This is a genomic window from Streptomyces spororaveus, assembly GCF_016755875.1.
In the GTDB taxonomy this organism is placed as follows: domain Bacteria; phylum Actinomycetota; class Actinomycetes; order Streptomycetales; family Streptomycetaceae; genus Streptomyces; species Streptomyces spororaveus.
In genome coordinates this window covers 7,968,951-7,989,829 of the sequence record NZ_BNED01000005.1, presented here as the reverse complement: position 1 = coordinate 7,989,829, position 20,879 = coordinate 7,968,951, and the positions used below count along the sequence as shown (strand labels likewise).

Below are 20,879 nucleotides of genomic sequence, written 5' to 3'. Positions count from 1 at the left end.
CCGCAGAGCGTCACGAGCCCCACCCGGCAGCCGCGGCGGGTACGGGTCCATGACGACGTGGCTCTCCGCGCCCCCGGGCAGCACGGTGCGGGGCTATGCGCTCGCGTCGGTGCCGTTCGATTCCAGGGCTGCCCGGCCGGCCTCAAGGCGGGCGATCGGGACGCGGAAGGGCGAGCAGGAGACGTAGTCCAGGCCGGCCCCGTGGAAGAAGTGGACCGAAGCGGGGTCCCCTCCGTGTTCCCCGCACACGCCGATCTTCAGGTCCGGACGGGCTGCCCGGCCCTCCTCGACCGCGATCCGCACCAGCCGGCCGACGCCTTCACGGTCGATCGTCTCGAACGGGGAGACGGGGAAGACGCCCTTGTCGAGGTACGCGGAGAAGAACGCGGCTTCGACGTCGTCGCGGGAGAATCCCCAGGTGGTCTGTGTCAGGTCGTTCGTGCCGAAGGAGAAGAACGCCGCCTCCTTCGCGATCCGGCCGGCGGTGAGAGCCGCCCTGGGCAGTTCGATCATGGTTCCGACCGGGCAGGTGACGTCGACGCCGGTCTCCAGCGAAACCTCTGCCAGGACCCGGTCCACTTCCTCCCGTACGAGGTGGAGCTCCTCGACCGCGTCCACCAGCGGGACCATGATCTCCGCCCGAGGGTCTCCGCCCGCATGCCTGCGCGCCACGACTGCCTCGGCGAGGGCCCGTACCTGCATGGCCACCAGCCCCGGCACCACCAGCCCCAGGCGCACGCCGCGCAGGCCGAGCATCGGGTTCTCCTCGTGCATGCGCGTGACGGCCGCCAGGAGTTCGCTGTCGTGCGGATCGGCCGGTGTTCCGAGCGCTTCGCCGCGTGCGAGACGGACGGCGAGTTCCGTGCGGTCCGGCAGGAACTCGTGAAGTGGCGGGTCGAGCAACCGGACGGTGACCGGCAGGCCGTCCATCGCTTCGAGGATGCCGGTGAAGTCCTGCCTCTGCAGCGGCAGCAGCGCCGCGAGTGCCGCCTCTCGTTCGGTGTCGCCGTGCGCGAGGATCATTGCCTCGACCAGGGGGCGCCGGTCGCCGAGGAACATGTGCTCGGTACGGCACAGGCCGATCCCCTGGGCACCGAAGCGACGGGCGCGGGCCGCGTCCTCGGGGGTGTCCGCGTTCGCCCGGACCTCCAGGCCCCGCACGGCGTCCGCCTGCCGCATGAGCCGGTGCACATCACGCACCGGCTGCCGGGCCGTGCCGTCGGCCGGCAGCACGCCGCCCTCCTCGAAGTACCGCATGACGTCGGAGTCGACCAGGGGTACGGAGCCGAGGCGCACCACGCCTTCCGACCCGTCGACGGAGACGACCGTGCCTTCGGTGACCGTCACGCCACCGGCGCTGAAGCGCCGCTGCCGGGTGTCCACGACGATGCCCTCCGCCCCGCACACGCACACCTTGCCCATGCCGCGCGCGACGACCGCGGCGTGGCTGGTCTTCCCGCCCCGGCTGGTGAGCACCGCCTGGGCGGCGACCATGCCCGGCAGGTCGTCGGGCGTCGTCTCCTGACGTACGAGAACGACCTTCTCGCCGGCGGCCGCCCTGCGGACCGCTTCCGCGGAGTCGAACACGACGGCGCCCACGGCCGCTCCCGGTGAGGCGGGCACGCCCCGCGCGATGACCTCGCTCGAGTCCGTGGTGGCGAAGCGGGGGAACATCAGCCGTGCGAGCGCCTCGCCGCCGACCCGGCCCAGCGCCTCCCGCTCGCTGATCAGTCCTTCGTCGGCGAGCTGGGAGGCGATGGCGAAGGCGGCCTGGGCCGTGCGCTTGCCGACGCGGGTCTGGAGCATCCACAGTGTGCCGCGCTCGATGGTGAACTCGATGTCGCACAGATCGCGGTAGTGGGCCTCCAACCGGTCCATGTAGCCGCGCAGTCGCGCGAACGACGCGGGGTCGAGACCGGCCAGGTCCTGGAGGGGCACGGTGTTGCGGATGCCGGCGACGACGTCTTCCCCCTGGGCGTTGGGCAGGTAGTCGCCGTAGACGCCCGGTCGGCCGGTTGCCGGATCCCGGGTGAAGGCGACGCCGCTGCCTGAGTCCGGACCGAGATTGCCGAAGACCATGGTCTGGATGTTGACCGCGGTGCCCAGATCGTCCGGGATGTGCTCGCGCCGGCGGTACAGACGTGCGCGCTCACCGTTCCAAGAGGTGAAGACGGCGAGGACCGCCCGCCGGAGTTGCTCGGCCGGATCCTGCGGGAATTCCTCCCCGGTCCGCTCGTGGATCAGGTCCTTGAAGGTTTCGACGATCCGGATGAGGTCGCAGGTGTCCAACTGGGTGTCGTCGCCCCGGCTGTGTTGCTGCTTGACGGCGGCGAGCGCCGCCTCGAAGTGGGAGCCGTCGACGCCCATGACCGTACTGCCGAACATCTGCACGAGGCGCCGGTAGGAGTCCCAGGCGAAGCGTTCGCGCTCGGGGGTCTTGGCCAGGCCCAGGACCGAGAGATCGTTCAGCCCGATGTCGAGGATGGTCTCCATCATGCCCGGCATCGAGAACCTCGCCCCCGAGCGGACGGAGAGCAGGAGCGGGTCGTCCACCTGGCCGAGCCGCTTCCCGGAGGCTCGTTCCAGCGCCGCGAGATGCTCGCCGATCTGCCGGTCGAGGCCGTCCGGAGCCTGCCCCGTGGCGAGGAAGATCCGGCAGGCTTCGGTGGTGACGGTGAAGCCGGGCGGCACGGGCAGGCCCATGCGCGCCATCTCCGCGAGGTTCGCTCCCTTGCCTCCCAGGAGACCGGCCATGTCCCGGCGGCCCTCGGAGAAGTCGTACACATAGGTGGTCATGGCTGCTCGCCTGTCTCTTCGGTGGATGTCGGGTCCCGGGAAGCGGGGCGGCATGCCGCACGGTAGCGGCCGGTTCGGTCGGTCAGTCGTGCGGCACGACCGTGACGGGAGCCAGGGAGTGGTGGATGACGGCGTGGGTGACGGCCCCGATGTGCGTGCCGATCCGCGCACGCCGGTTCCGGCGACCCACCACGACCAGCCGGGCCCCTCGCGAGGCTTCCGCGAGGTCCTGCGCCGGCCGGCCCTGGCGGCATTCACGAACGACGGAAACACCGGGGTATTTCTCCGTCCACGGGGCCAGCGCCTCGTCGAGCGCCCGGCGCGCGTCCTGCGCGACTTCCGCCCACATCAGTTGCAGGGCGGCGCCCATGTCGGCTCCGTAGAGCGACGGAACGGCCCAGGTGTGCAGTACCCGCAGACCGCAGCCGTACCGGTCGGCCGCCGCGAAGCCGAAGGCGAGCACCTCGTCGCCGGGTGCGGACACGTCCAGGCCGACCACGACCTCTCCGGCCGGCCCGTCCTCCCCGGCCGCCGGGCGGTTGTGCGGGCGGACCAGAACGACCGGGCCCCGGGTCCGGGCGAGCACGGCCAGCGAGACGGATCCGGCGAGGAAGCCGGCCAGCCCGCCCAGGCCACGGGAGCCGAGCACCAGCAGCTCCGCCTCGTCCGCGGCGGCACACAGCTCCTCCACCGGGTCACCGCAGACCCACTGCGTCTCGGTCCGCAGACCCGGGTGGCGCCGGCGCAGTCGCCTCCCCGCCGTACCGAGCGCCCGCTCACCCCACCCCTGAGCGGTCGCCGGCGCCACCAGGCGGGTACGCGGATCGTCGTCCTTGCTCCAGACCTGGAGAATCCGGAGCGGCGCCGCGCGGCGCACTGCCTCCCCGGCAGCCCAGTCCACGGCGGCGAGGCTCTCACGGGATCCGTCGAAGCCGACGGTGACGGTGCGGGACATGAACGGCTCCTCGGGAGAACGGGGAAGGGCCTTGCATCTCCACAGTGGCCTGCCCACGACCCACCCGCCGAGGGGCCACAGGTCCCTGCTGCGGGTCCTGTAGGCCCCACACGACCGCACACCGCCGGGCGGTCGGTCGCTCATCCGGTTCTGGCACCACGCCCGCTGCCCCGTAGCTGTCGTGCCGCACGCCTGACGGCCCCGCCCCGCTTCGGGGACGGCCCCGGCCGGCCTCTCCGGCAGACATGCGGAAGCGGCCCGGCCCGACGTCCGAGAAGGACGCCGGGCCGGGCCGCTCAGCCGTTTCGCGGGCGCGTGAACCTGCGCTCGGATCCCGGCACAGCCGTCACACCTTGCCGAGCCGCCCGCTCTGGTCTCCCTGGGCGGCCAGAGCCTGCGTGGCGATGACGGCGGCCTGCACTCGCCGTTCGACGCCCAGTTTGGCGAGCAGCCGGGAGATGTTGTTCTTGACCGTCTTCTCCGCCAGGTAGAGCCGCTGACCGATCTCACGATTGGTCAGCCCTTCCCCGACAAGAGCGAGGATCTCACGCTCGCGCTCCGTCAGGCCGGGCAGACCCTGGGGAAGCTCCTCCTGCTGAGGTCCGCCGCGCAGCCGGGCCATCACCCGCGCCGTAGCGCCGGGGTCCAGCATGGACTGGCCGGAGGCGACCGTCCGCACGGCGTTCACCAGGTCGGTTCCGGTGATCTGCTTGAGCACGTATCCGGACGCGCCGGCCATGATCGCGTCGAGCAGCGCCTCCTCGTCATCGAATGACGTCAGCATCAGGCAGGCGAGGTCGGGCATGCGGGAGCGCAGCTCCCGGCAGACACTCACGCCGTCCCCGTCCGGCAGGCGCACATCCAGGACGGCGACCTGCGGGCGCAGCGCGGGCACACGGACGAGCGCCTGCTCGACCGTGCCCGCCTCCCCTACCACGGTCAGGTCCGGCTCGGCGTCCAGCAGATCGTGCACACCGCGGCGCACGACCTCGTGATCGTCGAGGAGGAAGACCCTGACCGGTTCCTTCCCGGTGAGGCCGCCGCTGCTGTCCGTCATCGCACACTCCGAGTTCGCCGAGTCTTCCGCCCGCCGGCGGATCCACTGCATCGTGCCGTGCGAGCGGGACCTTCGGCCAGGGCCGGATGGCCCTCATACGCGGCCGCGCCCCAGATGGCTGCCCTGGACCCCGGGTCCACACGGTCTCGGCGGCCCGCCCGCAGAGGGGCCGCCGCCCTACGCGCCGTCAGAAGGAGGGAAGGGGCCGCGGCCCGGCATAGTAGGCCGCGCGCATGATGTCCTCCATGTCGTCCAGCATCGGCATGCGCGGGTTGGCCGGGGCGCACTGGTCCTCATAGGCGTTCAGTGCCTGCTGCGGCAGCGCGCCGATGAAGGCGGCCTCGTCAAGTCCCAGGGCGCGGAAGGACGGTTCGATGCCCACGGCGTCCCGCAGGCGTTCCACCGCGGCGGCGTACGAGGCCACGCCCTCGGCGGGGGTGGATGCGGGGAGCCCGAGGGCACGGGCGATGTCCTGGAACCTCTCGGGCGCGCGGTAGCTCTCGTACTTGGGCCATCCCGTCAGCTTGCCGGGAACGGTGCCGTTGTAGCGGATCACGTGCGGCAGGAGGATTGCGTTGGTCCGCCCGTGGGCGATGTGGAAGGTGGCGCCCAGGGTGTGGGACATCGCGTGGACGATGCCGAGGAAGGCGTTGCCGAAGGCCATGCCGGCGATGGTGCCCGCGTTGTGCATCTTCTCCCGTGCCACGCTCCGCCGTGCCGACTCGCCGGTGACCGCCGCCTCGAGGTGGTCGAAGACCAGCCTGATGGCGTGCAGCGCCAGACCGTCGGTGAAGTCGTTGGCATAGACGGAGACGTACGCCTCGGTGGCATGGGTGAGGGCGTCGAAGCCGCTGTCGGCGGCGAGCGACGCCGGCAGGTCGTTGGTCAGGACGGGATCGATGATCGCGACGCTGGGGGTCAGGGCGTAGTCGGCCAGCGGGTACTTCTTGCCGGTCGCCGGGTCGGAGATCACGGCGAAGGGGGTGACCTCGGCGCCGGTTCCCGAGGTGGTGGGAACGCAGACGAGACGGGCCTGCTTGCCGAGCACGGGGAAGCGGAAGGCACGCTTACGGATGTCGGAGAACTTCTGCCGCATGTCGGCGAAGTCGACGTCCGGCTGTTCGTACAGCAGCCACATCACCTTCGCCGCGTCCATGGGGGATCCGCCACCCAGGGCGATGATGGTGTCCGGCCGGAAGTCGCGCATGAGGGCGGCGCCACGCTGTACGGAGTCGATGCTCGGCTCCGGCTCGACGTCGTCGATGACCTGTATGGTCACGGGTTGCTGCCGCTGTTGCAGGACACGGCTGACGCGCTCCACGTAACCGAGCCGGGTCATGGTCGCGTCGGTGACCACGGTGACGCGGTGGACGTCGGGCATCGCCGCGAGGTAGCGGATGGCCTGGGGCTCGAAGTAGATCTTCGGCGGCACCTTGAACCACTGCATGTTGTTCTGCCGGGTGGTGACGCGCTTGATGTTGAGCAGCTGGGCGGCCGAGACGTTGTCCGAGACCGAAGTACTGCCCCAGGAACCGCAGCCCAGGGTCAGGGACGGGACCAGACGGTTGTAGATGCCGCCGATCGCTCCCTGCGAGGACGGCGAGTTGACGATGATCCGTACGGTCTTCATACGACGGCCGTAGCGCTCGGCGAGGGCCGGGTCCCCGGTGTGGATCACCGCGCTGTGTCCTTGCCCGTGGAAGTCGACCATGTCGGCCGCGAGATCGAAGCCCTCCTCGGTGGACGCTGCCCGGAGCACGGTGAGGACGGGGCAGAGCTTCTCCCGCGTCAGCGGCTCGTCGGGCCCGACGTGGCTCGCCTCGGCCAGGATGAGCGAGGTGTCCGCGGGTACGGTGAACCCGGCCTGCTCGGCGATCCGGTCGGGGCTCTGTCCGACGGCTGCCGGGTTGACGCGGCCCTGTCGGCCGGCCGGGTCGGGCGGAAAGAGGTAGGTCTCCAGCTTCCGCTTCTCCTCGGCCGTGGCGACGTACGCGTGCAGGCGCCGGAATTCGGCGAGCGCCTCGTCGTACACGTCGGTGTCCAGGATGACCGCCTGCTCGGACGCGCAGATCATGCCGTTGTCGAAGGACTTGGACAGGACGAGGTCGTTGACCGCCCGGCGCAGGTCCGCGCTGTGGTGCACGTAGGCGGGCACGTTGCCGGCGCCGACGCCGACGGCGGGCTTGCCGGCCGAGTAGGCGGCCTTGACCATGGCGTTGCCGCCGGTCGCCAGGATCAGCGCGACGCCTGGGTGTCGCATGAGGAGGCTCGTGGCCTCGACGGAGGGAGCCTCGATCCACTGCACGCAGTGCGCGGGCGCTCCGGCGGCGACGGCGGCGTCCCGCACGATGCGTGCGGCTTCGGTGCTGCATGCCTGCGCGGAGGGGTGGAAGGCGAATACGACGGGGTTGCGTGTCTTCAGCGCCAGCAACGCCTTGAAGATGGTGGTGGACGTCGGGTTGGTGACGGGCGTGACCGCGCAGAGCACACCTACGGGTTCGGCGATCTCGATGATGCCCTCGATGTCGTCGCGGCCGATGACGCCGACCGTCCTCGCCCGGGACATGCTGTGGGTGACGTGCTCGCAGGCGAACATGTTCTTCGCCGCCTTGTCCTCGAAGACACCCCGCCCGGTCTCCTCCACCGCCGAGCGGGCCAGGGCGGTGTGCTGGTCCAGGGCGGCCACCGACGCCTTGGCGACGATGTGGTCGACCTGCTCCTGCGTGAAGGACTCGAAGTCGGCGAGCGCCTTGGAGGCGTTGTCGACCAGGAGGTTCACGGCGATGAGCGTGTCCGACGGGGTGCCGTCGGTGGTGGTGCGGGGGTCGCTGGTCGCCTGTGTCATGGAAAGCTCCCTGGGTGTGGGTGGCGCTGTGGCCACACGTGGCCGGCCACCGGGGTGGCCACCCGTTCCGTCCTGTCACCTACAGCCTTGCCCGGGACGCGTCCTCGGCTGAGGTCCCGAAGGTCCCTCGACGGGGCCCGATGGTCTCCGGCCGCTGTGGCAGCGCAGAGGCTTGCCCCACCACCGGCCCTTCCGCGCCCCTACGGCGTCCACCGGCTTCGGACGTATCGGCCGGAACTATCTGCGCTGCGTCATGGAACGCGCGGAGACGGGCAACGGCACCCCCATCGAGGTGGTGGCCGTCCGGGCAGGGGTCGAACGGGGGGCACGCCAGGGCTGTTGGGCCCTCTCCCCGGCGGGCCCCGCCCGGCCCGGCCTGTCACGGGCCGAACGGCCCGGCGTGCGGGTCCTGACCGGTTCTGTCCCCCGGCCGTCCTCCGTCCCACTCTGGAAGCAACGGCAAGCACGAGGAGCAGACGAACCCGGGGCTTCCCGGCCCCCGGCGCGCTGAGCACAGCGGTCGGCGGGCAGTCAGAGGCCGGGGCGCCATCGGCGGTATCCGGACACCTGCGAGACGAGTGGAGATGAGCACCGTGGCCGAAGAACGGACGGTGGGCCAAGTCATGACCAGCGAGGTGGTCCAGGCCCGCCCGGACACCTCCTTCGAAGAACTGGCTCGCATGCTCATCGCCCATCGGATCGGCGGGCTGCCGGTGGTGGATGACGACGACAAGGTCATGGGCGTCGTCTCACGGAAAGACCTTGCCAGGCAACAGGGCTGTCTCGGCCGGCACGGCTTCGGGCGGCATCGGATGGCGCACACACCACGGCGACCGGCCGACGCCCACTCCGTCGCGGGACCCGCCATGGCGGCAGGCGAGCTGATGACCAGCCCGGCTGTAACCGTGCATCCCGAACAGCGCGTCGCCGACGCCGCGCGCATCATGGAACGTCGCCACGTCGACCGGTTGCCGGTGGTGGACGAGGAGGACCGTCTGATCGGCATCACCACGCGACGTGATCTGCTGCGCGTCTTCCTGAGGACGGACGAGGAGATCCTCGCGGACGTCGCCGATGCCGTCTCCGGCCGGGCGCCGGCCGCGCACCGCATCGACGGGCTCCGCATCGACGTTCGCGACGGGATGGTCACCATGGCGGGATCATCCGAACCTGCTATCGATACAGCGGCGTTGATCAGGGTCACGTGGCGCGTGGACGGTGTGGTGGGTGTGATGAACCGGCTGACAACCGGCCGCGAGAGCGATCACTGACAACAGGGCGGGACACCACGGGCTCTTCCGTCGGTTGAGCGGCGGCGGCCACCGCGGCCGGTCACCGCGGCCGGTTGCGGCGACCCGGAGCCGCCGACCCGAGCCGTGCTGTCGGTCCGGCACGTCACGCGATAGCAGGCCGGGGCTCGTCGACTTGCCCGTCCCGGGGTCTGTAGGCCGAACGGCCTTGCCCGGCCGACCGGAAGTCCCGGTTTCCCGGGTGGTGTCGGTACCAGTGGCGCCGTGGCGGGGTCCGGACGGCTCTGCCCGGGAGCGGCCGCCGACAGACAGGCTGGAAGGGATCGAGGAGGAGTTCTCATGAGCGGTCTCAAGACCAGCCGGACAGCCGACGTCCAGGTCCGCAACCGAGGGCAGGTGCCCGATGGCGCGGACGTGTACGCCCAGGGAAAGATGCTCGCGGTGATCGGCCACGTGCGCGGACCCGTGCTGACCGTGCGGGTGAAGCTCACGCAAGCCGCCAGCACTTCGGCGAACCGCCCGGCCACGGCTCAGGCCGTGGTGGACGTCAACGGCCGGATGGTTCGCGCCCACGTGGCCGCGAACAGCATGTTCGAAGCGGTCGACCTCCTGCAGGAGCGCCTGGCTGCCCGACTCACCCGGCCACGGCGGTATGCGGCGGGCGGCCCCCACCGCAACGGCACGCCCAGCCGGACATCGCGGGACGGCGCAGGGCACGACCACCGTCCGCACCGGCATCACGTTCCCGCCGGAGAGCGCCGGATCGTGCGGCACAAGTCCTTCAGCCTGGTCCACCAGACGCCTGAGGACGCCGTGATCGACCTGGAGGCCATGGACCACGACTTCTGGCTCTTCACGGACCTGGCCTCCGGGCGCGACAGCATCGTCTACCGCGACGTCCGTACCGGGCGGCATCGCATGGCTTCGCTGGGACCTCTGGGCCAGGAACGGGAGGTCGACGGTCTGCTCGGCGTGAGCACGGTTCCCGTGCCGACGAGCAGTGTGACCGAGGCCGTTTCACGGTTGCACCTCACCGGGCTGCCCTTCGTCTTCTTCAACGACACGGCCACCGGCCGGGGCTGCGTCCTCTACCACCGCTACGACGGCCACTACGGGCTGATCACTCCGTCCCGGTAACACGTTCCGGGCGACGCCGCGCGCCCGGCCGCCGGTCCCCGGACCAGTGCCGCAAACCACCCGAAGACCCCTCGCCCGGAGGAATCATGTCACGTACCGTCATCGCCGCTGTGGACGGCTCGGCCGAGTCGCTGGCCGCCGCGGACTGGGCCGCCCACGAGGCACAGATGCGCCGTCTGCCCCTGCACCTCCTGCACGTCTGGCAGGACTGGTCACGGGCCTTCGCCCACGCCCCGTTCACCGGCCTGGACACCACGCCCTGTGAGGGGGCGGCGACCGCCGCTCAGCACTACGCCGAGCAGGTCACCCACGAAGCGTCCGACCGGCTGCGGGCGGCGCACCCCGGCCTGGAGATCAGCGTCGAGCAGGTGCACGGCCGCCCCGCGGAGGTGTTGCTGTCCGCCGCAGAGAAGGCGGAAGTCCTGGTCGTGGGTTCACGAGGGCTGGGCAGCCTGGCCGGCTTCCTGACCGGATCGGTGTCCCTGCCCGTCATCGCGCACGCCGAGCGTCCGGTCGTCGCCGTACGGGCCGGGGAACGGGCCGAGTGTGCACCGCTCCCCGGGACGGGCGACCACGGGGACCGCAAGGGGCAGTGCCTCGACGTGGTGCTCGGCCTCGACCTCTCCAGGCCGTGCGACGAGCTGCTCGCGTACGCCTTCGAGGCCGCCGCTGCCCGAGCGGCCACCCTGCGGGTCGTGCACGGCTGGAGCGTACCGGTGGTCGAAGGGTACGACCCTGCGGCGGCCGATCCCGGCCACGGCGTCGCGCTGGGACTGCGCGAGGCGAGCGCGCTCACCGACGTACTGCGGTCGTGGCGCGGCAAGTTCCCCCAGGTCGAGGTCAAGGAGCAGTGCCTGGTGGGACGGCCCGCGGGCCACCTCGTGGAAGCGTCGAAGGAAGCCTCGCTGCTGATCGTCGGACGGCGCATACGCCGGGCAGCGGTCGGAGCGCACATCGGCCCGGTCACCCACGCAGTGCTGCACCACGCCACGACGCCCGTGGCGGTCGTCCCTCATCTCTGATCGTCGCGAGCCTCACCGAGGACGGATACGCCCCGGCCGCGGTCTCCCGACGGACGCCGCCGCCCCTTGACACCAGGAGCCCTCGTCGCGCAGCTGCGCGACGAGGGCTCCTGGTGTGCTGCGACCGCAGTGGTCGGTGCGTTGCTTGTCGTACCGGGTGGAAAAGACGGAAGCGACCGCGGCGAGGGGCGCGATGGGGCGGTCGGTCCGGGTGCACAGGCCGGCCGGGAAGGACCGTTGCGGCAGTCCCCGCCCGTCCCCACCACCTCGGCCAAAGCGTCCGTGCAGGCCTTGCCCGCCCGCCTGCGCCGGCGCAACTCTCAGGCCTGCCCACCCCGATGGGTGGCCGCCCGACGCCGCGAGCGTATCCGCATCAGCGGCAGCAGCGAGACGGCGATCCGGTGGGGCGAGCGCCCTGTGCCCTGTTGGCGCCGTCCGGCGGAGCCCACAGGTCCGCCTCGTGCCGGGCACACGACGGTGGCCGGCCGGTCGGTGTCCCGACCAGCCGGCCACGTGCCTGCCCCGTAGCGATTCAGCGCACTGCCGCACCGAGTGCGAGGAATCCGGCGACGGCCACCAGCAGAGCACCCATCAGTGGTGCCATGAAGCGCAGGTACCGGTCGTAGCGGACCTTGGCAAGGGCGAGGCCTCCCATGACGACGGCCGAGGTGGGCGTAACGAGGTTCACCCATCCGGAAGCCGACTGGTACGCGGTCACCACCAGGGCCCGGCTCACTCCGGCGAAGTCGGCCAGGGGGGCGAGGATGGGCATGGCGAGGGCCGCGTGGCCGGACGAGGAGGGGACGAAGAAGGCCAGCGGGAGGTTCACCACGAACATCAGTACGGCGAACACGCCGGAGGACGTGTCGGCCACCGCGCTCCGCAGGACGTCGAGGATGGTGTCGGTGACACTGGCGTTGTTCATGATCACCGTGACTCCCCGGGCCAGCATGACGATCAACGCCGCTCCGATGAAGTCCCCTGCGCCGGCGGTGACGGCGTTCACCGTTCCCTTCTCGCCCAGGCCGCCGACCAGCCCCACGGCGACCGCCGCGACGATGAACAGGGCGGCGAGTTCAGGGAAGTACCAACCGAGGGTGGGCAGGAAGGTGACGTGCAGATCGGACCAGGGGACGACGGCGAAGATCATGAAGAGGAACGTGGTCGCGAAGAGGTACAGGACCGTGCGCTGGCGACTCGTGAGCTTCGCCGCCGCTTCGCCACCCTCGGCCTTCATGCGGAGGTCGTCTTCGGTGAGGGGTGTCAGCGACCGGGAGGGGTCCTCGGTGACGCGGCGGGCGTAGCGCACGACGTACGCGGCTGACAGGGCCGTCAGGCAGGCCCACATCACCAGTCGCAGGACGATGCCGTCTCCCGTACCGATGCCGGCGCTGTCGGAAGCCACTCCGGTGGCAAAGGGATTGACGGTCGAGGCGAGGGTGCCGACCCCGGCTCCCACCATGACGACCGTCGCGGCGACCATGCGGTCGTAGCCCAGGCCCAGCATCAGGGGGATCATCAGCCCGTAGAAGCCGAGGGTTTCCTCGGCCATGCCGTACGTGGTCCCGCCGAGGGAGAACACCGTCAGCAGCACCACGAGCAGCAGGGTCCTGCGGTGGTGCAGACGCTGCGCGAGGCGCGCCACTCCCGTCGTGAGTGCCCCCGTGCGCATCGTGACGGTGATGAACGCGCCCACGGCCAGTATGAAGAGGAACACGCCGGCCGCGCCCGCGAAGGAGCCGGTCCCGCCGGGTGCGGTGAGGCCGGTCCCGGCATCGGTGACGCCGTACAGACCGTTGACCGGGGCGAGGAACAGGTCTTTGAGACGCTCCCAGAATCCGGTGGTCAGTTCTACGGAGTGGTAGGTGCCCGGTACGGGGCTGCCGTCCTTGGTGTCGTAGCGGCCGGCGGGGATGACGAACGTCAGGGCCCAGACTGCGACGGTGACGACGAACAGGACGGTGAAGGCGGACGGGAACCGAAGCCGCCGCCGTGGGGCGCCGGGCGCGCCGGAGTCCGTTCTGGCTCTGGCCGGCTGTGGGGATGCGGGTGCGCTCTGCAGAGTCATGTCAGGTCCTGTGTTCCGTCGTGGCGGGCTTCGCGGTAGCTGCCGCTGGGTGTGACGACGGTGCCGGCGGCTCCGTCGAGGATGGCTCGGGCGTCTTCGAGAGCACCGATGGCCGCCATGCCGCCGGTGACCTCGACGAACCGGCACACGGCGTCGACCTTGGGTCCCATGGATCCGGCGGGGAACTGCTGGGCTCTCAGGGCCGCGGGCGTGGTCCGTCCGACGGGCTCGGCGCCGGGGGTGCCGTAGCCGAGCGAGACGTGGGGAACGTCCGTGAGGAGCAGGAGCGCGTCGGCGTCGAGCGCCTCGGCCAGGAGGGCGGCGGTGAGGTCCTTGTCCACCACGGCTTCGACACCGGTCAGCTGCCCCTGTTCGTCACGGATCACCGGCACGCCACCGCCTCCGGCGCACACGGCCACCGCTCCCGAGTGGAGCAGCAGCCGGATGAGCCGTGTCTCCACGACGCGTTGTGGACGGGGGGACGGTACGACGCGTCGCCAGTGGGCACCGTCCTGCTTGACCGTCCAGCCGCGTTCGGCGGCCAGTCGCTCCGCTTCGGTCCGGTCGTAGACCGGGCCCACGAATTTGGCCGGGTCGGTGAAGGCGGGGTCGGCAGCGGAGACGAGGGTCTGGTTGAGCAGGGCGCAGACCTGCCGTCCGGGCAGGGCGTTCTGCAGGGACTGGAGCAGCCAGTAGCCGATCATGCCCTGGGTCTCCGCGCCGAGGACGTCGAAGGGGTAGGGGCTGCTCAGGGAGCGGTCGGCGGCGCTCTGGAGAGCGAGCACGCCGACCTGAGGTCCGTTGCCGTGGGTGATGACGAGTTCGTGCTCGTGCGCGAGGGGGGCGAGCGCGGACACGGCAGCGCGGATGTTGGCGAGCTGCACGGCGGCGTCCGGCCGCTCCTCGCGGCGGAGCAGGGCGTTGCCGCCCAATGCGACGACTACACGCATGACGTGTTCTCCGGAGGTCGAGGGGATGCCGTTCAGTCGCCGAGGGTGGCGACGAGGACGGCCTTGATGGTGTGGAGCCGGTTCTCGGCCTGGTCGAACACGATGGAGTGCGAGGACTCGAACACCTCCTCGGTGACCTCCAGTGCGGTCATGCCGGTCCGCGCAGCGATCCTGGCGCCGACGGTGGTGTCGCTGTTGTGGAAGGCCGGAAGGCAGTGCATGAACTTGACCGCCGGGTTGCCCGTCGCCTCCAGGGTCTTCGCTGTCACCTGGTACGGCTTGAGCAGGGCTATGCGCTCGTCCCACATCTCCGGCGGCTCTCCCATGGAGAGCCATACGTCGGTGTAGACGAAGTCGACGCCGGCCACGCCTTCGGTCACGTCCTCGGTCAGGGTGATGCGCGCACCGCTGACGGCCGCCGCCCGCCTCGCATGGTCGACGACATCGTTGGAGTTGTGCAGGGATCGCGGGCCGACCATGCGTACGTCCATGCCGAGCATCGCCGCGACGATCAGCAGGGAATTGCCGACGTTGTTCCTGGCGTCGCCCAGGTAGGCGAAGGACACCTGGTTCAGCGGCTTGTCGGTGTGCTCCCACATGGTGAGCACGTCGGCGAGTGACTGGGTGGGGTGCCACTGGTCCGTCAGGCCGTTCCAGACCGGAACGCCGGCGTGCTGAGCCAGCTCCTCCACCAGGCGCTGGTCGCTGCCCCGGTATTCGATCCCGTCGTAGTAACGGCCGAGGACGCGTGCGGTGTCCTTGATGGACTCCTTGTGCCCGAGCTGGGAGCCGGCCGGGTCGAGGTAGGTCACGTGCGCGCCCTGCTGGTGCGCGGCCACTTCGAAGGCGCATCGGGTCCTCGTCGACGTCTTCTCGAAGATGACGGCGATGTTCTTGCCGCGCAGCCGCTGCTCCTCGCGTCCCTCGCGGCGGGCCGTCTTGATGGAGGCGGAGAGTTCCAGCAGGTGGTGGAACTCCTCGGGAGTGAAGTCGAGTTCCTTTACGAACGGGCGCTGGTGCAGGTCGTCGTGCATGGCGGGCTCCTTGATGTGTACGGGGTGTGTGCGGCGGGCGGATGACGGGGACGCGGGGGCGCGGGAGGGGTGGTCAGGCGGCCTCGCGCTCGATGGGACAGGTCATGCACCGCGGGCCGCCACGACCCCGGCCGAGTTCGCTGCCTCGAACGGTGATCACCTCGATGCCGCTCTTGCGCAGGTGGGTGTTGGTGGTCACATTGCGCTCGTAGGCGACGACCACGCCGGGCTCCACGGCCAGCACGTTGCAGCCGTCGTCCCACTGCTCCCGCTCGGCGGACCGCAGGTCCTGGCTCGGGGTGAGGACGTTGATGGACGGCAGACCCAGCGCGTCGGCGATGGCCCGGTCCATGTCCTCGGGGGCGTGGTCGGTGACCCTCAGCCCCTCCCCGCCTGCCCCCGCTTCGATCGTGGAGGAAGGCAGCATGCCGAGGCCGGCGTATCGGGTGAAGGTGTCGCCGCTGACCATCGTCATGACCGTGTCGAGGTGCATGAAGCTGCGGCTCTTCGGCAGGCTGACGGCCACGACCCGCTGGGCGGAACCCGCCGCGAACATGCGCAGGGCGAGATTCTCCACGGCCTGAGGCGTGGTGCGCTCGCTCATGCCGACGAGCACCGCGCCGTTGCCGATGACCAGGACGTCGCCGCCCTCGATGGTGGCGGGATAGGCCGCCTGCCCGTCGGCCCACCGGTGGAACTCCCCCTTCGCGAAGAGGGGGTGGTGCTGGTAGAGGGCTTCGAAGTGAACCGTTTCACGGCGGCGTGCCCGCTTGTTCATCGGGTTGACGCTCACACCGTCGTACACCCAGCACGAGGTGTCGCGAGTGAACAGATGGTTGGGCAGCGGCGCGAGGAGGAAGTCGTCGGGCGCCATGGCGTGCAGTCGTACGCTCGGTATCCGGCCCGTGCGCTCGAGCAGTTCCGCCTTCGTGACTCCGCCGATGAGGCAGGCGGTCAGGGCGGCCGGCTCCAGGGAGTCGAAGTACGTGCGGAGCCGGTCGGTGCCGAGGAGGCCGAACTCGCGTTCGTCGAAGACCCGGTCCAGCACGAGCTGCCGCGCCTCGATGCCGTCCAACGTCTCGGTGAGCAGGTCCGCCAGGAGGTGCACGCGCACTCCGCGGTCCCGCAGGACATCGGCGAACGCGTCGTGCTCGTCGCGGGCGCGCTTGGCCCACAGCACGTCGTCGAAGAGGAGCTCGTCCTTGTTGGTGGGTGTGAGGCGTGTCATTTCGCGGTCGGGGCGGTGCAGGATGACCTGCCGCAGCCGGCCGGTCTCGGAGTCGACGTGAAACGTCATGGGGTCCCCCGGAGGTGAGACGGAAGGTGCGCTCGACGGGCGCCGTCATGGGATGTGCGCCCGGCCGGGCGTCCTCTGGGGGCGCCTCGGGGAGCACTTGAACTCTGTCACTCGCGCCCCCTCGTTCCCGGCGGCAACAGTCCCTGGCGGCGGGCCGGTCGGCACTCTCCGGGGGGAGCCGTTCGGTCGCTTCGCAGGGCCCTTCGGCCCTGCGAAGCGACCGCGGCGCAGCGGGGCGAACCCGCGGTCACGCGTCTGCATGAGGTACGAGGCCGCGGGCGGCTGGCTGTGGTGCCGTGCAGCGTGCGTAACGGCGACCAGGTCACGGGCCGGACGTCCGAGGCCGAACCGTGCGGCCCCCTTGGTGGTCAGAGCCTGCCCCGCCGGAGTCGACTCGGCTTCATGAAAGGGCAGTTCCCCATCGAAAGCACCCACGCCTGCAACTGGTCGACTGCAGGCGCTTCAAGGATTCCGCGGACCTGCGTCGTCGCAACCGGGAGAAGCCCGGCTTCGAGGCCCGATCCTGAACACCGGCCTGCCGAACCGCTCTACGACGGCACAGACATCGAGAACACGCTGAGGGTCTTCGCCCCCGTCGAAGTCGGCAGCGAGATCCGGTCTTCTTGCAGTTGAGTGACCATCCAGCCGCTTCGTCGTTGGGCCATGCGTGCAGGAGCTGGTACACGCTTGATCGTGCCGCCCTTGCCCGCCGCGCCACGGCCCTCGAAGACGAACACCAGCCGGGCGCCCTCCGCACGTACCCACTCCTGGAGTTTGATCAGCTCCGTCTGGAGCCGTAGCAGCTCGTCCTCGTAGACCGCCTTCTTCAGGCCCATGCTGTCTCCTCCCCGTCGTCGTCCGGCGCTTCGGTCACGTCAGTCTCGGCTGGCATCCGCGCGCAACGACGCCCTTCGGGCCTGCGCGTGTCGATACCCTGGCCGTGGATCGGGCAACCGAGCGGCCGTCGGAGGGGAAGCGCGTGGGTGTGAGGGATCCGTTGACGCAGGTACCGCGGATGCGGCTGGACGAGCTGCTGGACGAGCTCCAGGTGCGCATCGACGAAGTGCGCGGTACGCGGGACCGGGTGCACAGCCTCCTGGAGGCCGTGGTGTCGGTGGGGCGGGAGCTTGATCTCGCCCAGGTGCTGCGGCGGATCGTGGAGGCGGCCGCGCTGCTCGTCGACGCCGAATACGGCGCTCTGGGAGTGATCGGCCCCGACGGCCGCACGCTTTCGCAGTTCCTGACCGTGGGGCTCACGGATGAGGAGATCGCCGAGATCGGTCCCCTGCCGGCGGGCCACGGCCTGCTGGGGGAGGTCATCCACCACCCGGAGCCGCTGCGCCTGACGGATCTCGGCGCGCACTCCTCGTCCTACGGCTTTCCGGCCCATCACCCGCCGATGCGTACGTTCCTGGGCGTGCCGATCCGGGTCCGCGAGGAGGTGTTCGGCAATCTCTATCTGACCGACAAGCGTGGCGGGATCGATTTCGACACCGAGGACGAGACGGTGATCTCCACCCTCTCGGTGGCGGCGGGTGTCGCGATCGACAACGCGCGGCTCTACGAGGGCTCGCAGCGCCAGCAGCGATGGCTCAAGGCCAATGCGGAGATCACCGAAAGCCTGCTGTCGGGCAGCTCCCGGCCGGCGGTGCTGGAGCTCATCGCCCGCCGCGCACAAGAGATCACCGCGGCACGCCTCGCGGACATCGCCATGCCCGTGACCGGTATCGACGGCCTGGTCGTGGAGTTCGCGGCCGACGCGGACGGAGCCGAGAGGCAAGGTCTCGTCGTCCCCTTCGCGGGCACGCTCGCAGGAGCGGCGCACCTGGCCGGCAAACCCGTCACAGCGGTGCAGGCCTGGGCCGACGAGCGCTATCCCGCTGAGTCCCAGGTTCAGGAAGGGTTGGGGCCCGCCGTGGCCGTCCCGTTGGGCACCGCGGGCGGCGAAAGCAGAGGTGTCCTGCTGCTTGCGCGCGCGTCGGGAGAACCGGCGTTCGGCGAGGGCGAGCTGGAGCCCCTCGTCGCCTTCGCGGGTCAGGCCGCACTCGCGCTGGAGCTGGCGGAGCGGCGCCGGGACGCCGAGCAGATAGCACTGCTGGAGGAGCGCGACCGGATCGCCCGCGACCTGCACGACCTGGCCATCCAGCGGCTCTTCGCCACCGGCATGACCCTGCAGAGCGCCGCTCGGCTCGTCGAGCACGACGGGGCCGCCGAAAGGGTCGGCCGGGCGGTCGACGACCTGGACGAAACGATCAAGATCATCCGGTCGACGATCTTCGGGCTGCGTACCAAGGACCGCGAGGGCGGCCCTGGTCTGCGGGCACGCGCCGCCCGTGCCGTCGGCGACGCGGCCACCACCCTCGGTCACCCGCCGCGCCTGAGCATGGAAGGCCTGCTCGACACCGACGTACCCCCGCAGATCGCCGACCACGTCATGGCGGTACTGGGCGAACTCCTCAGCAACGCCGCCCGCCACGCACAGGCGACCCGGGTCGGCGTGACCCTCAAGGCCGGCCGGGGCGAGGTCGTGCTGACCGTCTCGGACAACGGGAAGGGCATTCCGGCCCAAGGCCGCAGAAGCGGCCTGCGCAACCTCGACGAGCGGGCGCAGAGCCTGGGCGGCTCCTTCACTCACGAAACTCCGGATGACGGGGGTACAAGGCTCGTCTGGCGGGCTCCCCTCTCCACCGGGGGCTGAGGACCGGGGCAAGGGCGTCAGCCCCGGGCCGCGGGCACGGGCTGCGTCGGGTCCGCTTCCAGCCGGAACCCGGTGACGAGATCCGGACGGATCCGCAGGGTGCTGGTCATCCGGTGCGCCACCCATGGACGCAGCAGGTGCGCGTACCGGTCCACCTCGTCGGCATCTGCCACCACCCTCGCGTAACCGGTGACGACGACGCTCCAACCGAGGTGCGTGACGGAATCGATGACGTCCGCTTCGTAGGCCACCACCACACCGGGAGCGTCGGCGGGTGCCACCAGGGAGGCCAATGCCCCGTCCTCATGTATCCGGACGATGATGGCCTCGTTCTCGACGAGATGGTTCACCGGGCGGACGGCGGGCAGCGCGTGCTGTGTGAAGACGATGCGCCCCAGGGACACCGTCGAGAGCAGCCGCAGGGCCTCGGCCCTGTCCAGCTCCCGCATGGAGCGGCGGGCTGTCATGTCACCGACCTCTCGGGCCCGTAGTGGGTTGCCTTCGTGATCCATGCTGCTTACCTTCGTCCGGCCCCGATGGGCCCTTGCGGCTTCCGCGTCCCAGCCTTCACCGCGATCCACGGGAGAACCAGGGCCGAACGGTCCCCGTCCAGGGGCAGGATTCGGACACCCCCTCGATCACGTCACGGCGAGCGGCAGGCCGCGGTCGACACCGAGCACCTGCATGGACTTGACCAGCCGGGGTGGTACGCCGCAGAGCAGGAGCTGCGTGCTCTTCCTGCTCGACGCGGGAAGGGCCGGGCACACCGTGCGGCGGCGGGCCCGGCCTCAACCGTCGATCGGCGTCAGTCGTGCGGGACGACAGCGACGGGGCAGGCGGCGTGGTGAAGCACGGCATGGGCCACCGAACCGATGCGCGTACCCACCGCCGACTCGCGGACCCGGCGGCCGACGACGACCAGCTGGGCGTCCGAAGCCTCGGACAGCAGCACGTGGCCGGCGCTGCCCCGCTCCACGTGCGCGACGACCTCCACCTCGGGAAACCTCAGCCGCCACGGCTCCAGCGCCTGGTCCAGCGCGGCCTTCTCGAACGGCTCCAGACCGCCGAACTGCTCGGCGATCCACATCGAGCCGGGGCTGTATCCGTACACCGGGGGCAGGTTCCAGGCCCGGACGGCACGGAGCGGGACCTTGCGCGCCGCGGCCGCCTCGAACGCGACGCGCAGTACCTCGGCGGACTCCTCCACACCACCCTGCTGTCCCACGACGACCTCGCCCTCCTCCGGCACGGCCAGCGGCCTGCCGTGGGCGGAGCGGACGGAGACGACGGGGCACTCGGCGGCAGCGATCACCTGCTGACCGTAGGAGCCGAGCAGGAAGCCGAGCAGGGCTCCGTGCCCGCGGGTGCCGAGGATCAGCATCTCGGCTTCCTTGGCGGTGCGCAGCAGGGCCGGCACGGGCGCGTCGCACAGGACTTCCGCGGTGAGCGCGAGCCCCGGGTACCGATGGGTGAGCTCCTGCTCGACCTCCTTCAGGATGTCGTCGGCCCTGCGGGACTCGGTTTCGCGGTCCTGGACGATCGGGACGGCGAGCGGCTGCCACAGCCAGGCGTGCACCACGTGCAGCGGCAGGTCACGCCGTACGGCTTCCCGCGCGGCCCAGTCCGCGGCGGCCCGGCTTTCCGGGGATCCGTCCACTCCGACAACGAGGGTGCGCTTCACAGGTCTGTCCTCCGTACTGATGCGAGAGGCATCGGGATCGGCCGGCGGGAATGGGCGGCGCCGGCCGGGGGAAGGACCGGCGCCACCGG

14 protein-coding genes and 1 pseudogene are annotated in these 20,879 nt (G+C 70.7%); 4 read left to right on the top strand and 11 right to left on the bottom strand.

The features are described 5' to 3' along the window. Positions 1 to 93: 93 nt before the first annotated feature. The 4 genes from ppdK to adhE all read right to left on the bottom strand — a co-directional run bounded on the left by ppdK (position 94) and on the right by adhE (position 7,653). Positions 94 to 2,796, bottom strand: a complete 2,703-nt coding sequence (ppdK, locus tag Sspor_RS38470) for a pyruvate, phosphate dikinase (protein ID WP_202203255.1) — start codon at positions 2,794 to 2,796, stop codon at positions 94 to 96. A gap of 82 nt (positions 2,797 to 2,878) precedes the next feature. Next, complete coding sequence (locus tag Sspor_RS38465; protein ID WP_202203254.1) at positions 2,879 to 3,751, bottom strand: universal stress protein; 873 nt, start codon at positions 3,749 to 3,751, stop codon at positions 2,879 to 2,881. A 346-nt stretch (positions 3,752 to 4,097) separates the two neighbouring features. Further along, complete coding sequence (locus tag Sspor_RS38460) at positions 4,098 to 4,808, bottom strand: response regulator (RefSeq protein ID WP_202203253.1); 711 nt, start codon at positions 4,806 to 4,808, stop codon at positions 4,098 to 4,100. 187 nt (positions 4,809 to 4,995) lie between these two features. Continuing rightward, a complete protein-coding gene (gene adhE / locus Sspor_RS38455; RefSeq protein WP_202203252.1) occupies positions 4,996 to 7,653 on the bottom strand; it encodes a bifunctional acetaldehyde-CoA/alcohol dehydrogenase in 2,658 nt (885 codons plus the stop codon). A gap of 584 nt (positions 7,654 to 8,237) precedes the next feature. Between adhE and Sspor_RS38450 the strand changes: the two genes are divergently transcribed. The 3 genes from Sspor_RS38450 (at position 8,238) to Sspor_RS38440 (ending at position 11,062) form a co-directional block, all read left to right on the top strand. Further along, a complete protein-coding gene (locus Sspor_RS38450) occupies positions 8,238 to 8,924 on the top strand; it encodes a CBS domain-containing protein (protein ID WP_237404222.1) in 687 nt (228 codons plus the stop codon). 318 nt (positions 8,925 to 9,242) lie between these two features. Next, positions 9,243 to 10,040, top strand: coding sequence for a sigma 54 modulation/S30EA ribosomal C-terminal domain-containing protein (locus Sspor_RS38445; protein ID WP_202203251.1), 798 nt, complete (start codon positions 9,243 to 9,245; stop codon positions 10,038 to 10,040). An 86-nt stretch (positions 10,041 to 10,126) separates the two neighbouring features. Further along, on the top strand, positions 10,127 to 11,062 hold the full coding sequence (locus tag Sspor_RS38440) for a universal stress protein (protein ID WP_202203250.1): 936 nt from the start codon (positions 10,127 to 10,129) through the stop codon (positions 11,060 to 11,062). A gap of 532 nt (positions 11,063 to 11,594) precedes the next feature. Here Sspor_RS38440 and Sspor_RS38435 read toward each other — a convergent pair. The 5 genes and pseudogenes from Sspor_RS38435 to Sspor_RS38415 all read right to left on the bottom strand — a co-directional run. Continuing rightward, positions 11,595 to 13,130, bottom strand: a complete 1,536-nt coding sequence (locus tag Sspor_RS38435; protein ID WP_202203249.1) for a YfcC family protein — start codon at positions 13,128 to 13,130, stop codon at positions 11,595 to 11,597. Next, positions 13,127 to 14,080, bottom strand: a complete 954-nt coding sequence (arcC, locus tag Sspor_RS38430) for a carbamate kinase (RefSeq protein WP_202203248.1) — start codon at positions 14,078 to 14,080, stop codon at positions 13,127 to 13,129. The genes Sspor_RS38435 and arcC overlap by 4 nt, the downstream gene beginning before the upstream one ends. A gap of 32 nt (positions 14,081 to 14,112) precedes the next feature. Continuing rightward, the gene (argF, locus tag Sspor_RS38425) at positions 14,113 to 15,114 is read right to left on the bottom strand and encodes an ornithine carbamoyltransferase (protein ID WP_202203247.1); all 1,002 of its coding nucleotides are present in this window, start codon (positions 15,112 to 15,114) and stop codon (positions 14,113 to 14,115) included. A 73-nt stretch (positions 15,115 to 15,187) separates the two neighbouring features. Further along, complete coding sequence (locus tag Sspor_RS38420; protein ID WP_202203246.1) at positions 15,188 to 16,411, bottom strand: arginine deiminase; 1,224 nt, start codon at positions 16,409 to 16,411, stop codon at positions 15,188 to 15,190. A gap of 659 nt (positions 16,412 to 17,070) precedes the next feature. Beyond that, positions 17,071 to 17,247: pseudogene (locus Sspor_RS38415) on the bottom strand (polyphosphate kinase 2); the annotation flags it as partial. A gap of 179 nt (positions 17,248 to 17,426) precedes the next feature. Between Sspor_RS38415 and Sspor_RS38410 the strand changes: the two are divergent. After that, positions 17,427 to 19,109: a sensor histidine kinase gene (locus Sspor_RS38410; RefSeq protein ID WP_202204111.1), complete on the top strand. Its 1,683-nt coding sequence runs from the start codon at positions 17,427 to 17,429 to the stop codon at positions 19,107 to 19,109. Between the two features lie 17 nt (positions 19,110 to 19,126). On the opposite strand, the gene Sspor_RS38405 is transcribed toward Sspor_RS38410, so the two are convergent. Both Sspor_RS38405 and Sspor_RS38400 read right to left on the bottom strand, forming a co-directional pair. Continuing rightward, positions 19,127 to 19,576, bottom strand: a complete 450-nt coding sequence (locus Sspor_RS38405) for a pyridoxamine 5'-phosphate oxidase family protein (RefSeq protein ID WP_237404221.1) — start codon at positions 19,574 to 19,576, stop codon at positions 19,127 to 19,129. 338 nt (positions 19,577 to 19,914) lie between these two features. Then, entirely contained in the window at positions 19,915 to 20,790 is an 876-nt protein-coding gene (locus tag Sspor_RS38400; protein ID WP_202203244.1) for a universal stress protein, read from the bottom strand. Positions 20,791 to 20,879 lie beyond the last annotated feature (89 nt).

Coding starts and splice junctions, on each gene's coding strand:
- Sspor_RS38460 (WP_202203253.1), bottom strand. CDS start 4,808: ATGACGGACAGCAGCGGCGGCCTCACCGGGAAGGAACCGGTCAGGGTC.
- Sspor_RS38405 (WP_237404221.1), bottom strand. CDS start 19,576: ATGACAGCCCGCCGCTCCATGCGGGAGCTGGACAGGGCCGAGGCCCTG.
- Sspor_RS38450 (WP_237404222.1), top strand. CDS start 8,238: ATGAGCACCGTGGCCGAAGAACGGACGGTGGGCCAAGTCATGACCAGC.
- adhE (WP_202203252.1), bottom strand. CDS start 7,653: ATGACACAGGCGACCAGCGACCCCCGCACCACCACCGACGGCACCCCG.
- Sspor_RS38410 (WP_202204111.1), top strand. CDS start 17,427: ATGCGGCTGGACGAGCTGCTGGACGAGCTCCAGGTGCGCATCGACGAA.
- Sspor_RS38445 (WP_202203251.1), top strand. CDS start 9,243: ATGAGCGGTCTCAAGACCAGCCGGACAGCCGACGTCCAGGTCCGCAAC.
- Sspor_RS38420 (WP_202203246.1), bottom strand. CDS start 16,411: ATGACGTTTCACGTCGACTCCGAGACCGGCCGGCTGCGGCAGGTCATC.
- argF (WP_202203247.1), bottom strand. CDS start 15,114: ATGCACGACGACCTGCACCAGCGCCCGTTCGTAAAGGAACTCGACTTC.
- ppdK (WP_202203255.1), bottom strand. CDS start 2,796: ATGACCACCTATGTGTACGACTTCTCCGAGGGCCGCCGGGACATGGCC.
- Sspor_RS38440 (WP_202203250.1), top strand. CDS start 10,127: ATGTCACGTACCGTCATCGCCGCTGTGGACGGCTCGGCCGAGTCGCTG.
- Sspor_RS38435 (WP_202203249.1), bottom strand. CDS start 13,130: ATGACTCTGCAGAGCGCACCCGCATCCCCACAGCCGGCCAGAGCCAGA.
- arcC (WP_202203248.1), bottom strand. CDS start 14,080: ATGCGTGTAGTCGTCGCATTGGGCGGCAACGCCCTGCTCCGCCGCGAG.
- Sspor_RS38465 (WP_202203254.1), bottom strand. CDS start 3,751: ATGTCCCGCACCGTCACCGTCGGCTTCGACGGATCCCGTGAGAGCCTC.